The 13,793-nt window shown below is 73.9% G+C and carries 12 protein-coding genes; 7 read left to right on the forward strand and 5 right to left on the reverse strand.

Annotated elements, in window-relative coordinates; genetic code table 11:
* The first annotated feature begins 65 nt into the window (after positions 1-65).
* Positions 66-1,364, forward strand: coding sequence for a DUF6986 family protein (locus tag IEZ05_RS19105; protein WP_189231351.1), 1,299 nt, complete (start codon positions 66-68; stop codon positions 1,362-1,364).
* Here IEZ05_RS19105 and IEZ05_RS19110 read toward each other — a convergent pair.
* Positions 1,345-2,124 (reverse strand): hypothetical protein, encoded by a 780-nt coding sequence (locus IEZ05_RS19110; RefSeq protein WP_189231453.1) that lies wholly within the window; start codon positions 2,122-2,124, stop codon positions 1,345-1,347. The genes IEZ05_RS19105 and IEZ05_RS19110 overlap by 20 nt on opposite strands.
* A gap of 151 nt (positions 2,125-2,275) precedes the next feature.
* Entirely contained in the window at positions 2,276-3,352 is a 1,077-nt protein-coding gene (locus IEZ05_RS19115; protein ID WP_189231352.1) for a LacI family DNA-binding transcriptional regulator, read from the reverse strand.
* A 211-nt stretch (positions 3,353-3,563) separates the two neighbouring features.
* On the opposite strand from IEZ05_RS19115, the gene IEZ05_RS19120 reads away from it, so the two are divergent.
* Positions 3,564-4,517 carry an ROK family protein gene (locus IEZ05_RS19120; RefSeq protein WP_189231353.1) on the forward strand — a complete coding sequence of 318 codons (954 nt, stop codon included), beginning with the start codon at positions 3,564-3,566 and terminating at the stop codon, positions 4,515-4,517.
* A gap of 14 nt (positions 4,518-4,531) precedes the next feature.
* On the opposite strand, the gene IEZ05_RS19125 is transcribed toward IEZ05_RS19120, so the two are convergent.
* On the reverse strand, positions 4,532-6,562 hold the full coding sequence (locus IEZ05_RS19125; protein ID WP_189231354.1) for an NPCBM/NEW2 domain-containing protein: 2,031 nt from the start codon (positions 6,560-6,562) through the stop codon (positions 4,532-4,534).
* A gap of 219 nt (positions 6,563-6,781) precedes the next feature.
* On the opposite strand from IEZ05_RS19125, the gene IEZ05_RS19130 reads away from it, so the two are divergent.
* Positions 6,782-6,979 (forward strand): hypothetical protein, encoded by a 198-nt coding sequence (locus IEZ05_RS19130; protein ID WP_189231355.1) that lies wholly within the window; start codon positions 6,782-6,784, stop codon positions 6,977-6,979.
* 142 nt (positions 6,980-7,121) lie between these two features.
* Complete coding sequence (locus tag IEZ05_RS19135) at positions 7,122-8,162, forward strand: NUDIX hydrolase (RefSeq protein ID WP_189231356.1); 1,041 nt, start codon at positions 7,122-7,124, stop codon at positions 8,160-8,162.
* Between the two features lie 112 nt (positions 8,163-8,274).
* On the opposite strand, the gene IEZ05_RS19140 is transcribed toward IEZ05_RS19135, so the two are convergent.
* On the reverse strand, positions 8,275-9,630 hold the full coding sequence (locus IEZ05_RS19140; protein WP_189231357.1) for a dipeptidase: 1,356 nt from the start codon (positions 9,628-9,630) through the stop codon (positions 8,275-8,277).
* Between the two features lie 228 nt (positions 9,631-9,858).
* Here IEZ05_RS19140 and IEZ05_RS19145 point away from each other — a divergent pair, with 228 nt between their 5' ends.
* From IEZ05_RS19145 to IEZ05_RS19155, 3 genes are all read left to right on the forward strand, one after another.
* Positions 9,859-11,100 carry a geranylgeranyl reductase family protein gene (locus IEZ05_RS19145; protein WP_189231358.1) on the forward strand — a complete coding sequence of 414 codons (1,242 nt, stop codon included), beginning with the start codon at positions 9,859-9,861 and terminating at the stop codon, positions 11,098-11,100.
* A 546-nt stretch (positions 11,101-11,646) separates the two neighbouring features.
* On the forward strand, positions 11,647-12,885 hold the full coding sequence (locus tag IEZ05_RS19150) for a sensor histidine kinase (protein ID WP_189231359.1): 1,239 nt from the start codon (positions 11,647-11,649) through the stop codon (positions 12,883-12,885).
* Positions 12,882-13,547, forward strand: a complete 666-nt coding sequence (locus tag IEZ05_RS19155) for a response regulator (protein WP_189231360.1) — start codon at positions 12,882-12,884, stop codon at positions 13,545-13,547. Before IEZ05_RS19150 ends, IEZ05_RS19155 begins: the two co-directional genes overlap by 4 nt.
* On the opposite strand, the gene IEZ05_RS19160 is transcribed toward IEZ05_RS19155, so the two are convergent.
* Positions 13,508-13,792: a DUF6332 family protein gene (locus tag IEZ05_RS19160; protein ID WP_189231361.1), complete on the reverse strand. Its 285-nt coding sequence runs from the start codon at positions 13,790-13,792 to the stop codon at positions 13,508-13,510. The two genes, IEZ05_RS19155 and IEZ05_RS19160, sit on opposite strands and share 40 nt — an antisense overlap.
* Position 13,793: the final 1 nt, after the last annotated feature.

The following is a 13,793-nucleotide window of genomic DNA, read 5'->3' on the forward strand; positions in this document are numbered from 1 at the left end:
AGGCGGCAGATAACTTCGCTCTACGGATTATTGATTCCGTTCAGCGGAAAATAGGAGAGTGTGGGATGGGTCAGCAGGAGAAGGTGGCAACGAGTCTCGCGGGCGCCGTCGGCGAGGAGATCAGTGCCTCCCTCGCACCGGTCGACGCGGAGCTGGAGCGCCGCTACCCCGGGGACCCGGGCACCCGGCAGCCCGTCCACACCGTCTACGTACCGGGTGACGCCTTCGCCGCCGACACGATCCGCTCCTGGGGCGACCGGGCGCTCGCCGCGCTCGACGAGCACGCCCCCGACGCCGCGTCCTTCGCCGCCGTCCTCGGCCTGTCCGACGAACTCGCCGAGCCGGTGTACTCCCGGGTGCGCGCCAAGCTGGAGCGGGAGCCGATCGAGGACCTGCGCATCGACTTCGAGGACGGCTACGGCAACCGGTCCGACGCCGAGGAGGACGAGGCCGCGGCCCGCGCGGCCCGGCTCGTCGCCGAGGCCTACGACCAGGGCACGGCGGCCCCGTACATGGGCATCCGCATGAAGTGCATGGAGGCCCCCGTGCGCGCCCGGGGCATCCGTACGCTCGACGTCTTCCTCAGCGGCCTGATGGAGGCCGGCGGCCTGCCCGACGGGCTGGTCCTCACCCTGCCGAAGGTGACGTACCCCGAGCAGGTCACCGCCATGGTGAGGCTGCTGGAGGCCTTCGAGAAGGCCCGTGGCCTGGAGCCCGGCCGGATCGGCTTCGAGATCCAGATCGAGACCAGCCAGTCCATCCTTGCCGCCGACGGCACCGCCGCCGTCGCCCGCATGATCCAGGCCGCCGAGGGCCGCGCCACCGGACTGCACTACGGCACCTTCGACTACAGCGCCTGCCTCGGCGTCTCCGCCGCCTACCAGGCCAGCGACCACCCGGCCGCCGATCACGCCAAGGCGGTCATGCAGGTCGCCGCCGCCGGCACCGGCGTACGGGTCTCGGACGGCTCCACCAACGTCCTGCCGGTCGGTTCCACGGAGAAGGTCCACGACGCGTGGCGCCTGCACTTCGGGCTGACCCGCCGCGCGCTGGCCCGCGCCTACTACCAGGGCTGGGACATGCACCCGGGCCACATCCCCACCCGGTACGCGGCGGTCTTCGCCTTCTACCGCGAGGGCTTCGAGCAGGCCGCCGCCCGCCTCGCCCGCTACGCCAACCACGCCGGCGGAGACGTCATGGACGAGCCCGCCACCGCCAAGGCCCTCAGCGGCTACCTGCTGCGCGGCCTGGACTGCGGCGCCCTCGACACGGGCGAGGTCGCCCGGCTGACCGGCCTGACCCGCGCCGACCTGGAGGGCTTCTCGGCGCCCCGGCGCGGCGACCTCACGGCGTCGGCGCAGTAGGCGGCGGCGGAGTCCCGGGAAGCGGTCCGTCCGGCCGGCCGGAGTCCACATAGCGCTCCAGGCCGGACGGCGTCACCCGCCGCTCCTCGGCGAACAGCCGCGTCCCCCGTTCACACAGCCGCCGGTCGGCCCGCGCCCGCGCGCAGAACTCCTCGGGCGTCGACCCGAACAGCTCCCGCAGCCGGGCCGACCCGCGCAGCAGCTCCGCGAGGAGGGGGCGCTGCTCGCCGGGGTGCCGGCGCGGCGCCCCGGCGCCGTCGTGCAGGACCCCGTGCCGGTTCACGTACGCGTACACGCCCCGCAGCACCGTGCCGTCGGCCGGCTCCACCCGGACGTCGGGCGCCGGCAGCCAGGCGCGGTCGAAGTTCCCGGCCGCCATCGGCACGCCCTCGCTCGCGTCGATCACGGCGAGCTGCTCGGCGTCGAGCCAGAGCACGAACAGCTCCCGTACGACGTCCGGGGCGCGGACCGGCGACGCGGACACGTAGCCCATGCGGCTCACATGGGCGGAGACGCCGATGTCTACGCCGGTGATCCGGGCCTTGACCATCGGGATCGGTGACGCGATCCCGAACTCGGTCATCTTGTGCCGCAGCTGGCCCGGGCTGGCGTTCGAGCCGATCGCCAGCACCGGGGCGCGGTCCTCGTGCACCAGCAGGTCCAGCGGCAGCAGCCGGTCGCCGTCGAGCAGACCGGACTCCCGCGGCCACGCTCCCGGATACAGCAGCGGATGCTCCCGCGGCGCCTCGGCCAGCCCCAGCGCCGTGAGCGTCCGGTCCGCACCGCCTCCGTCGGCCCGCGCACGGCCGTCCCCGGTCGTCGCGGAGGCCCCCGCCTGCTCCCGGGCCTCGGGCGACCCGGTTTCCTTCCCCGCCCGTTCCCCGGCGTCCTCCACGTCGTCCACGGGCCGCTCAGTCCGCCGGTGGCAGTTCGCCCGAGCCGCGGGTGACCAGCCGGGTCGGCAGTTCGATGCGCTCGGGGGTGAGGAGGGTACCGTCCAGTTGCCTGAAGAGCCGCTCGGCCGCCGTGCGGCCGAGGGTCGCCGCGTCCTGGGCGACCACGGTGACGCCCGGCCGCAGCAGGTCGGCGAGCTCGATGTCGTCGAAGCCGACGAGGGCGACGCGCCGGGCGTGCTCGGCGAGGACGCGGATCACGGTGACCGTCACCCGGTTGTTGCCCGTGAAGATCGCGGTCACCGGGTGCGGGCCGGTGAGCATCTCCTCGGCGGCCCGGCGCACCCGCTCGGGGTCGGTGACGCCCAGGGACATCCAGGAGTCCTTCACCGGTATGCCCGCGTCCTCCATGGCGGCCCGGTAACCGCGCAGCCGCTCGGCGGCGGTGTGGATGCGGGGCATGTCGCCGATGAAGCCGATCCTGCGGTGCCCGTGCGCGATCAGGTGGGCCACGCCGTCACGGGCGCCGCCGAAGTTGTCGGACACCACCACGTCCGCGTCGATCCGCCCCGCCGGACGGTCGACGAACACCGTGGCGACACCGGCCTTGAGCTCGGGCTCCAGATACCGGTGGTCGTCCCCGGCCGGAATCACCAGCAGCCCGTCCACGCGCCGCGCGCACAGCGCCAGCACCAGTTCCTGCTCGCGGTCCGGGTCCTCCGCGCTGGAGCCGTTGATCAGCAGGGCTCCGTGGGCGCGGGCCACCTCCTCCACCGCACGGCTCAGCGGGCCGTAGAACGGGTCCGCGAGGTCCTCCAGTACCAGCCCGATGCTCGCCGTACGGCCCTTGCGGAGCACCCGTGCGCTGTCGTTGCGCCGGAAGCCGAGCGCGTCGATGGCCTCCTGGACGCGCCGTTCCGTCTCCGGGGTGACGCCCGGTTCCCCGTTGACCACCCGGGAGACGGTCTTCAGCCCGACGCCCGCGCGGGCGGCGACGTCCTTCATGGTGGGGCGGTTGCCGTAGCGGCTCCCGGGAAGCCGGTCTGCGCGGCGGGGCGTTTCGGGCACGGTGCGGTGTCCTGTCCTGTCGTCCACGGGCTTGCGTCGGCTCCTGTCGTCCACGGGGATGCGGCGCTCATCCGCTTGTATGAGGATGTGGCGTCGAGCATAGAGCCTGGACAACGTTGTCAGATGCGGGAGACACTGTCCATCGCACTCTTCGGCCCGCGCCCGCACCGCGTGGCCGGCCTGCGGCTCACGCTCGTGTTCCGCCCTTTCTTTCGGTCGACGGGGAGATCCGACTCTGATGCACACCGACCTCGTGGCAGCGCTGGACATCGGCGGCACCAAGATCGCCGGGGCGCTGGTGGACGGCCACGGCCGGATCCAGGCCCGTGCGCAGCGTGCGACGCCCGCCCAAAAGGACGGCGAGACCGTGATGCGGGCCGTGGACGCGGTCCTCGCGGAGCTCATCGCGTCGCCGCTGTGGGGACGGGCCACGGCCGTCGGCATCGGCAGCGCCGGCCCCGTGGACGCCTCCGCGGGCACGGTCAGCCCGGTCAACGTGCCCGGCTGGCGCGACTTCCCTCTCGTCCGGCGGGTCCGCGCCGCCGCCGGTGATCTGCCGGTCGAGCTGATCGGCGACGGAGTGGCGATCACGGCGGCCGAACACTGGCAGGGCGCGGCCCGGGGGCACGACAACGCGCTGTGCATGGTCGTCTCGACGGGCGTCGGCGGCGGTCTGGTCCTGAACGGGGCGCTGCACTCCGGCCCGACCGGCAACGCCGGACACATCGGGCACATCAGCGTGGACCTGGACGGCGACCCGTGCCCGTGCGGCTCGCGCGGCTGTGTGGAGCGCGTGGCGAGCGGTCCCAACATCGCGCGGCGCGCCCTCGCCGACGGCTGGCGTCCGGGTCCGGACGGCGACACGTCCGCCGCCGCGGTGGCCGCCGCCGCCCGCCTGGGCGACCCCGTCGCCGTGGCCTCCTTCGAACGGGCGGCACAGGCGCTGGCCGCCGGTATCGCCGCCACCGCCACCCTCGTCGAGATCGACATCGCCGTGGTCGGCGGGGGAGTGGGCAAGGCGGGCGAGGTGCTCTTCGGGCCGCTGCGCAAGGCCCTGACCGACTACGCGACGCTGTCCTTCGTGCAACGCCTGGCGGTCGTGCCCGCCCGGATGGGCACGGACGCGGGGCTGGTCGGGGCCGCCGCGGCCGCGCTCACCAGGACGGCGGGCGTGACCGCGGCGGGGGTCTGACACGTCGACCGAGGTCAGCAGGTCAGCCGGGCCTGCGCCCAGTCGGCGTGGTCCGAGTCGGTGTTGTCGCCGCCGTCGGTGACGACGAGCCGGACCACCTCGGCACCGGTCACGTCCGCGGTGATCGGCCGGGCCGGCATCGCGTTGGTGAGGACCCCGGTCGAGGCCACCTCGGTGCCGTCCGCCCAGATCTGGAAGGCGACGGTTCCCTTGGCGCCCTTCTCGTCGTCCACGCCGACCTCGGCGGTGACCTTCTCGCAGTCACGGCCCGTGTAGTACGCGACGCTGCTCGCCGCATGCACGCCGAGCCCGGTGTCGTACACCGCGCCGCCGATGGTGATCGGGTTGCCGTCGCCCGCGGCGCTCTCGCCGTTGCTGGTGTTGCGCTCGACCGGGCCCCAGCCGTTGGTGGCCGACAGCCACGGCAGGTCGCCGAGGCCGGACGTCCCGGCGGGCGGCGGCACCACCACGGACGCCGTCACCGGCAGCACCGTCCCGACGCGCGCGCCGGCCGGGGAACGGTGACTCACCTCGACGGTGAGGTCGTACGCCCCCGGGGGTGTGCCCGCGGGGGCGGTGAGGGACCACGTGGTGCGCAGTGAGCGGCCCGCGGGGAGGACGTCGGCGCCCGTCGGTGAGGTGGCCCGCACCCGCCAGCCCTCGGGGCCGCGCACGGCCACGGACACCCGGTGTGCCGGGGTGCGTCCGAGGTCGGTGACCGTCGTGGTCAGCGGGGCCGGGGTGCCCGCCTCCACCAGCGTGCCGCCCTCCAGACCGAGTTCGACGGCGGGCGGATGCCCGGCCCAGCCGCGGTCGGCCCGGACCCGCAGCAGGACCGTGCCGTGGGCGGGGACGGTGGCCGACAGGGTGCCCGCGGTGTGGTAGCTCTGGTGCTGCCACAGGTCGCGCAGGGTGTAGGCGGGGGCGTCCGGGAGGCCGACGGCCCCGGCGCTGGTGGTGATCCGCTGCGGGCTGTCGGACTCGTTGAACAGCGCCACCGCACGGCTGCCGTCCCGCATCTCCTTGGCCACGACCCAGCGGCCGCCCTCGGAGGAGATCACGGTGCCCTGCTTGCCCAGCGGGTCCTGGTCGACCGCGATGACCTCCCGGTTGCCGAGGATCTCGAGGGTCTCGTCGGACGCGTGGCGCAGGTCGGTGCCGATGAGGAGCGGGGCCGCCATGACGGACCACATCGAGAAGTGGGTGCGGTACTCGGTGCCGGTCATGCCGCCGTTGCCGACCTCCAGCATGTCCGGGTCGTTCCAGTTGCCGGGGCCGGCGTACGGGGCGAGCGGGAGGTTCTTCTTCAGGATCGACAGCATCGAGCCCCAGTTGTCGCTGATGTCGCCGGTGGTCCGCCAAAGGTGGCCGAGGTCGCCCGCCCATTCCCAGGGCTTGTTCTCGCCCCACTCGCAGATGCTGTAGACGATGGGCCGGCCGGTGGCCTTCAGGGCGTCCCGCATGGTGGTGTACCGCTGCACGGCGTCCAGGCCCTGGTTGTTGCAGTTGTCGTACTTGAGGTAGTCCACGCCCCAGTCGGCGAACTGCCGTGCGTCGCTGTACTCGTGGCCCAGCGCGCCGGGCATGCCGGTGCTGTCGCACGTCCTGGTGCCCGCGCTGGTGTAGATGCCGAGCTTGAGGCCCCTGGCGTGCACGTAGTCGGCGACCGCGTCGATGCCGTTCGGGAAGCGCACCGGGTCCGGCACGAGCTCGCCGTCGGGGCCCCGCTGGGGGAGCGCCCAGCAGTCGTCGAGGTTGACGTACTCGTACCCGGCGTCCTTGAGGCCCTTCTCGACGAAGATGTCCGCGATGCCCTTGACCATCGCCTCGTCGAACTCGGCACGGCAGTGCGTGGAGTTCCAGTTGTTGAAGCCCATGGGCGGGGTGAGGGCGAGTCCGTCGTCCGGAGCGGGCGCCGGCTGTTCCCGGGCGGTCGGCTCCGCGGCGGACGCGGGGGCGGCGAGTCCCGCCGCGCACAGCAACCCGGTGACGAGCGCCCCGGCCAGGGGTCTGCGGGTGGGGCGGGGGGAAAGGTGACGTCTCATTACGTTCCTCCGAATCCGCGGCGGGTGGAACGACGGGTGAACGCGGCACCGGCGCGAGGGGACACGCTCCCGCGCGACATGTGCACGTCATTACTGAGCGTTTACGTTAGGACGTGTCGGGCTTTGTTGGAAGAGGGTGGGTGATGGTGATTCGGCACCGCTCGTGAGCCGTACGGGCCCCGGCCGTGACCCTCGACCGGTCACGCAGTTGAAGCAGGCATGAAGAAGCGCAGCATGCTTGCCATCGCCTCCCTCGCCACCGGTTTCGTCGTCGCGGCCGTCAGTCCGTCCCACGCCGCCCCGGACGCCCTCCCGCTCCACCACCTCGACGTGGACGACACGCTCGGCACCGTCCAGCAGGCCGTCGACACCGAGGGTCTGCCCCTGGACCGGGGCGGCCTGGTCCAGGGCGCCTGAGGCGCCGCACGCGGACCGCGCGGCGTCGGTGCCCCTCGTCCGGTGGGCACCGGCGCCGCTGTCGTGTGCCCTCAACTGGGCCTGGTTTCCGTGGCAGGGTGGAGCGGGCAAGCCACAGGGGGCCAAGACAAGAGGGGGACCTGTGACCGTCGTCTGGATCAACGGCGCGTTCGGTGCGGGGAAGACCACCACCGCACGGGAACTGATCGAACTGATCCCGAACAGCACGCTCTTCGACCCCGAGGTCATCGGCGCGGCACTCGCACACCTGCTGCCGCCCAAACGCCTTGCCGAAGCGGGCGACTTCCAGGACCTGCCGATCTGGCGCCGCCTCGTGATCGACACGGCAGCCGCGTTGCTCGCCGAACTCGGCGGGACCCTCGTGGTCCCCATGACCCTGTTGCGCCAGGAGTACCGCGACGAGATCTTCGGTGGGCTCGCCGCCCGGCGGATAGCGGTCCGGCACGTCCTGCTGGCTCCGGCGGAAACGATCCTGCGGGAGCGGATGGCAACCCGCGAGGTGCCCGACGCCGCGGACGGGGAGATACGGGTACGGCAGTGGTCGTACGACCGCATCGAGCCGTACCGGACCGCCCTCGCCTCCTGGCTGACGGCCGACGCCCATCCGGTCGACACCAGCGCCCTCACCCCGTACGAGACCGCCGTCCGCATCGCCGAGGCCGTCGGTACCGGGGCGGCGCCCGCCTGCGACATCGTGCAGACCCCCGAGCCGACCGCCGAGACCCTGGCCGCCGGCGTCCTCCTCTTCGACGAGCAGGACCGGGTGCTGCTCGTCGACCCCACCTACAAGCCCGGCTGGGAGTTCCCCGGCGGCGTCGTCGAACCCGGCGAGGCGCCCGCCCGCGCCGGGATGCGCGAGGTCGCCGAGGAGACGGGCATCCGCCTCGACGAGGTGCCCGCCCTGCTGGTCGTCGACTGGGAAGCACCCGCGCCCCCCGGCTACGGCGGCCTGCGCCTGCTCTTCGACGGCGGCCGGCTGGACGCGGCGGAGGCGGACCGGGTCCTGCTGCCCGGACCCGAACTGCGCGACTGGCGCTTCGTCACCGAGGACGAGGCCGCCGCCCTGCTGCCCCCGGTCCGCTACGAGCGGCTGCGCTGGGCCCTGCGGGCCCGGGAACGCGGGGCGGCGCTGTACCTGGAGGCGGGCACACCGGTCGGCTGACACGACCGGCTGGAGCATACGTCCGCGGCGCCTGTCCGGGACGGCCGCGGAAGCGGCCCGCGTCCCGTGACATGGGCCGTCCGGCGTCCCGCGGAGCGAACGGGCGGCGCGCTCAGCTCGCCGCGTAGTTCCGCAGGAACAGCGCCTCCGCCACCGACAGCCGCTCCAGTTCCTGAGGGGACACGCTCTCGTTCACGGCGTGGATCTGCGCCTCCGGCTCGCTCAGGCCGATCAGCAGGATCTCCGCCTCCGGGTAGAGCGCCGCGAGGGTGTTGCACAGCGGGATGGAGCCGCCCTGGCCGGCGTACTGCATCTCCTGGCCGGGGTACGCCACCGCCATCGCGTCCGCCATCGCCCGGTACGCCGGGCTGGTGGTGTCGGCGCGGAACGCCTGACCCTGGCCGATCTGTTCGACCTGCACCCGCGCGCCCCACGGCGTGCGCGTCTCCAGGTGGGCCTGGAGCAGCTTGGTGGCCTCGACGGCGTCCACGCCCGGCGGCACCCGCAGGCTCACCAGCGCCCGGGCGCTCGCCTGCACCGACGGGGTCGCGCCGACCACCGGCGGGCAGTCGATGCCGAGCACCGTCACGGCGGGGCGCGCCCAGATGCGGTCGGCGACCGAGCCGGAGCCGATCAGTCCCACACCGTCCAGCACCCGGGCATCCCGGCGGAACTGCTCCTCGTCGTACGCCAGCCCCTCCCACTCGCTGTCCGCCGCCAGACCGTCGACGGTCGTCGAACCGTCCTCGGCGCGCAGCGAGTCCAGTACACGGATCAGCGCGGCCAGCGCGTCGGGGGCCGCGCCGCCGAACTGGCCGGAGTGCAGGTTGCCCTCGAGCGTGTCGACCTTCACGCGGACCAGCGTCATGCCGCGCAGCGTCGAGGTGACCGTCGGCAGACCGACCCGGAAGTTGCCCGCGTCGCCGATGACGATGGTGTCCGCCGCCAGCAGCTCCGGGTGCGCCTCGGCGTACCGCTCCAGACCGCCCGTGCCCTGCTCCTCGGAGCCCTCGGCGATCACTTTGACGTGCACCGGCACGCCGCCGTTCGCCTTCAGCGCGCGCAGTGCGAGCAGGTGCATCAGCACACCGCCCTTGCAGTCGGCGGCACCGCGCCCGTACCAGCGGCCGTCGCGCTCGGTCAGCTCGAACGGCGGAGTGTCCCAGCCCGCCTCGTCCAGCGGCGGCTGCACGTCGTAGTGGGCGTAGAGCAGCACCGTCCGGGCGCCCTCGGGGCCGGGCAGGTAGCCGTACACCGACTGGGTGCCGTCCGGCGTGTCGAGCAGGGCCACGTCCTCGAAGCCCTCGGCGCGCAGCGCGGACGCTATCCAGTTCGCGGCGCCCACGCTCTCGCTGCGCGGGAACTGGTCGAAGTCCGCCACCGACTTGAAGGCCACCAGCGCGGTGAGCTCCTCCTTCGCCCTGGGCATCAGCGAGGACACGGTCTCGGCGACCGGATTCGACGACATGGGCACGCTCCTTGTAGGTGCGACGTTGTACCGATGAGTACGTGAGCGGGCGCTGCCGGCAGTGCCCGCGCGCGTACCGCTGTGTACGGGTGATCGTGCGGGTGCGGACACCTCCCGGTGTGCGGGCGGCGTCCGCCGCCGATCCTCCCACAGTGGCCTGCGGCGATGCCCGCCGTAGGATGCGGGGGTCAGGTGCGGCATGCGGTTTGATCGGAGCAGTAGACCATCGTGAGCAGCGAGAACTCTTCGGCGGACGACACGCGTCAGGTCTGGGACGTCGTCGTGGTGGGCGCGGGACCGGCGGGGGCCTCGGCCGCCTACGCGGCGGCGGTCGCGGGGCGCCGCGTGCTGCTGCTGGAGAAGGCGGAGCTGCCCCGCTACAAGACGTGCGGCGGCGGCATCATCGGCCCCTCGCGCGACACCCTGCCCCCCGGTTTCGACCTGCCCTTCCGGGACCGCGTGCACGCGGTGACGTTCTCCCACAACGGCCGCTTCACCCGGACCCGGCGCTCCAAGCAGATGCTGTTCGGTCTGATCAACCGGCCGGAGTTCGACCAGCAACTCGTCGAGCACGCCCAGAAGGCGGGCGCCGAGCTGCGCACCGGGGCGACGGTGACGCGCGTCGAGCAGCACGGGTCGGCGGTGCCCGACCGGCGCACGGTCGCCGTCGTCCTCCAGGGCGGCGAGACGGTGCTCGCGCGGGCCGTCGTCGGCGCGGACGGCAGCGCCAGCCGGATAGGCGCGCACGTCGGGGTGAAGCTCGACCAGGTCGATCTCGGCCTGGAGGTGGAGATCCCGGTGCCCGAGACGGTCGCCGACGACTGGAAGGGCCGGGTCCTCATCGACTGGGGGCCGCTGCGGGGCAGTTACGGCTGGGTCTTCCCCAAGGGGGACACGCTCACCGTCGGGGTGATCTCGGCGCGCGGTGAGGGTGCGGCGACCAAGCGGTACCTGGAGGACTTCGTCGGGCGGCTCGGTCTCGCCGGCTTCGAACCGAGCATCTCCTCCGGCCACTTGACCCGCTGCCGCGCCGACGACTCGCCGCTGTCCCGGGGCCGGGTGCTGGTGTGCGGGGACGCGGCGGGGCTCCTGGAGCCGTGGACGCGGGAGGGCATCTCGTTCGCGCTGCGCTCGGGGCGGCTCGCGGGGGAGTGGGCCGTGCGCATCGCGGAGGCGCACGACGCCGTGGACGCGCGCAAGCAGGCCCTGAACTACGCGTTCGCCGTCAAGGCCGGGCTGGGCGTCGAGATGAGCGTCGGCAAGCGGATGCTGGCGATCTTCGAGCGTCGGCCCGGTCTCTTCCACGCGGCGCTGACCGGCTTCCGGCCCGCCTGGAGGGCGTTCCGGGACATCACCCAGGGCTCGACGTCGCTGGGCGAGCTGGTCCGCAGCCATCCGCTGGCGCAGCGGGCCCTGTCCGCCGTGGACCGGCGGACCGCGGAGCCGGCGTCCGGCGAGGCCGAAGCCTGACCCCGCCCCGGGGCGCCGGGTGGTCGGCGGCGCGCGGGGAGAGGGTGACACCTGTCGTCACAGGGCGCGTGCACCGGTGGGTGTGCGGGCCGGCCGCGCGCACGGGCCGGGGGCGGGCTCGGACCGCCGACGGCCGTCCCGGGATGCCGGATCCTGACCTCGACCGTTGATGCCGGGTGGTTGGCCGGGCGCCGGCAGAGGGGGCGTGTGCTGTCACAGGGTGCGTGCACCGAAGGTGTGCGGGCCGGCCGGGACACGCCGGCCGCTCGCACGGGCCGAAGGACGGGCCTCCGGGGGCCCGCGGAGCCGCACCCCCGCCCCCTGAGTCGCCGACGGCCGCCGCCGCGGACGCGTACCTCTGTGCCTGCCGGGCCCGCGGCCTCGCCCGCCTCGCCGACGGCCGTGCGGGCGCGGACGTGCCTCCGGGCATGCCGAACCCGCGCCCCACGCCGCCTCCCCGCCCGTCGCCGTACTTCCCCGGGAGTACGTGCGATCACCTCGCGCGGGTGACGCCGCTCGGTGTGTGCGGCGTCTAGCGTGGCGGGCATGGACGGACAGCACGAGCACGGGGGCGGACCACCGCTGTGGTGGCGTCACGGTCCCCCGTGGCGCCACCACCGGGGCGACGAGGCGCGCGGCCCCCGCCTGCCCTGGCTCTCCACAACGCTGATCACGGCGTTCGTGCTGGCCGGCTCGAACTTCGCCGCCCACGCCCAGGAGGGGGAACGAACCCCGCTCGACCCCTTCGGCCGCGTCCTGCTGCTCGTGACCGGCCTCGCCCTGCTGGCCCGGCAGCGCCACCCCGTGGCCGTCGTGTCCGGCACGGCCGCCACCACCCTGGTCTACCTGGGCGCCGGCTACCCGTACGGACCGGTGTTCCTCGTCGTGGCCGTGGCCTGCTTCAGCGCCGTCGTCGCCGGGCACCGCAGAGCCGCCTGGGCGGCGATGGCCGCGCTGTGGGCCGGGCACGCCCTGCTGGCCCACTGGCTCTACCGGTGGCTGCCGCCGTCCGGCGACTCCGCAGCGTCCTGGGGACAGGAACTCGTGATCGCCACCTGGGTGGTGGCGATCGTCGCACTGTCCGAGCTGGCCCGGACCCGGCGCGAGCAGTGGGCGCGGGAGCGGGCCGAACGGGCCCAGGCCGCCAAGCGGCGCGCGGACCAGGAGCGGCTGCGGATCGCCCGCGAACTGCACGACGTCCTGGCCCACAGCATCTCCGTCATCAACGTGCAGGCGGGCGTCGGTCTCGCCCTGCTGGACAGCGACCCCGAGCAGGCCCGCACCGCGCTCACCACCATCAAGGACCAGAGCAAGGAGGCGCTCGGCGAGGTCCGTCAGGTCCTCGACACCCTCCGCGCCCCCGGGGACGCGCCGCGCGCGCCGGCCCCCGGCCTGGACCGGCTGCCCGAGCTGGTGGACCAGGCGGCGAGCGCCGGCCTCACCGTGGAGGTCGAGGGGGAGCCGCCGCGCCTGCCGCCCGGCACCGACCTCGCCGCGTTCCGGATCGTCCAGGAAGCCCTCACCAACGTCGTGCGGCACTCGGGTTCGCGCCGCGCCCGCGTCCACCTCGCCCGGGACGGCGGCACCCTGCGGCTGTGCGTCGACGACGACGGACCCGCGACCGGCACCGACGCCGGCGGCAGCGGCAACGGGCTGGCCGGAATGCGGGAGCGGGCGGCGGCACTCGGTGGCACCATCGAGGCGGGCCCGCGCCCCGACGGGGGCTTCCGGGTGCTCGCGTCCCTGCCGCTCACCGTGCGGCACGCCGAGGAGGAGGACCGGTGATCCGCGTACTGCTCGCCGACGACCAGTCACTGGTCCGGGCAGGCTTCCGGGCCCTGCTGGACGCCCAGCCGGACATCGAGGTGGCCGGTGAGGCCGCCGACGGCGAGGAGGCGGTGCGCGCGACCCGCGAACTGCGGCCCGACGTCGTCCTGATGGACATCCGCATGCCCGCCCTGGACGGTCTGGCCGCCACCCGCCGGGTCACCGGAGACGAGGGGCTGAGGGACGTGAAGGTGGTCATGCTCACCACCTTCGAGCTCGACGAGTACGTCTTCGAGGCCATCCGCTCGGGCGCCTCCGGATTCCTGGTCAAGGACACCGAGCCCGACGAACTCCTGCGCGCCGTACGGGCGGTGGTCGCCGGGGACGCGTTGCTCTCACCCGGGGTGACCCGCCGCCTGATCGCCGAGTTCGCGGCGCGGTCCAAGGAACCCGCCGCCGCCGACGCGCTGTCCCACCTCACCGAGCGGGAACGGGAGGTGATGGCGCTGGTCGGCATCGGCCTGTCCAACGAGGAGATCGCCCGCCGCCTGGTCGTCAGCCCCCTCACCGCCAAGACCCACGTCAGCCGGACCATGGTCAAGCTGGGCGCCCGCGATCGAGCCCAACTCGTCGTCCTCGCCTACGAGTCGGGGCTGGTGCGGCCGGGCTGGCTGGGCTGATCCCCGCGCCCGAACCGCACCAGCACGCCCACCACCCGGACGACGAACACCACGACGGCCAGCACCGTCCCCGTGCCGACCAGTCCGCCGCGCACACCGGACGACAGGCCGAAGACGTAGGCCGGCCCCACCAGGGCCCCGAACAGCACCGCCGCCGCGAACGCCGCGCTGCACAGCGCGTATCCGATCTCGACGGTCATCGCGTCCCGCTCGCCCTGCGTGCGGCGCCCCCCGTTACTGGTCATA

Source organism: Streptomyces flaveolus, assembly GCF_014648815.1.
GTDB classification, from domain to species: Bacteria; Actinomycetota; Actinomycetes; order Streptomycetales; family Streptomycetaceae; genus Streptomyces; species Streptomyces flaveolus.

Bases quoted from the DNA above. Each gene is read 5' to 3' on its own strand.
- IEZ05_RS19105 (WP_189231351.1), top strand. From the start codon at position 66: ATGGGTCAGCAGGAGAAGGTGGCAACGAGTCTCGCGGGCGCCGTCGGC.
- IEZ05_RS19120 (WP_189231353.1), top strand. From the start codon at position 3,564: ATGCACACCGACCTCGTGGCAGCGCTGGACATCGGCGGCACCAAGATC.
- IEZ05_RS19125 (WP_189231354.1), bottom strand. From the start codon at position 6,562: ATGAGACGTCACCTTTCCCCCCGCCCCACCCGCAGACCCCTGGCCGGG.
- IEZ05_RS19130 (WP_189231355.1), top strand. From the start codon at position 6,782: ATGAAGAAGCGCAGCATGCTTGCCATCGCCTCCCTCGCCACCGGTTTC.
- IEZ05_RS19140 (WP_189231357.1), bottom strand. From the start codon at position 9,630: ATGTCGTCGAATCCGGTCGCCGAGACCGTGTCCTCGCTGATGCCCAGG.
- IEZ05_RS19150 (WP_189231359.1), top strand. From the start codon at position 11,647: ATGGACGGACAGCACGAGCACGGGGGCGGACCACCGCTGTGGTGGCGT.
- IEZ05_RS19160 (WP_189231361.1), bottom strand. From the start codon at position 13,792: ATGACCAGTAACGGGGGGCGCCGCACGCAGGGCGAGCGGGACGCGATG.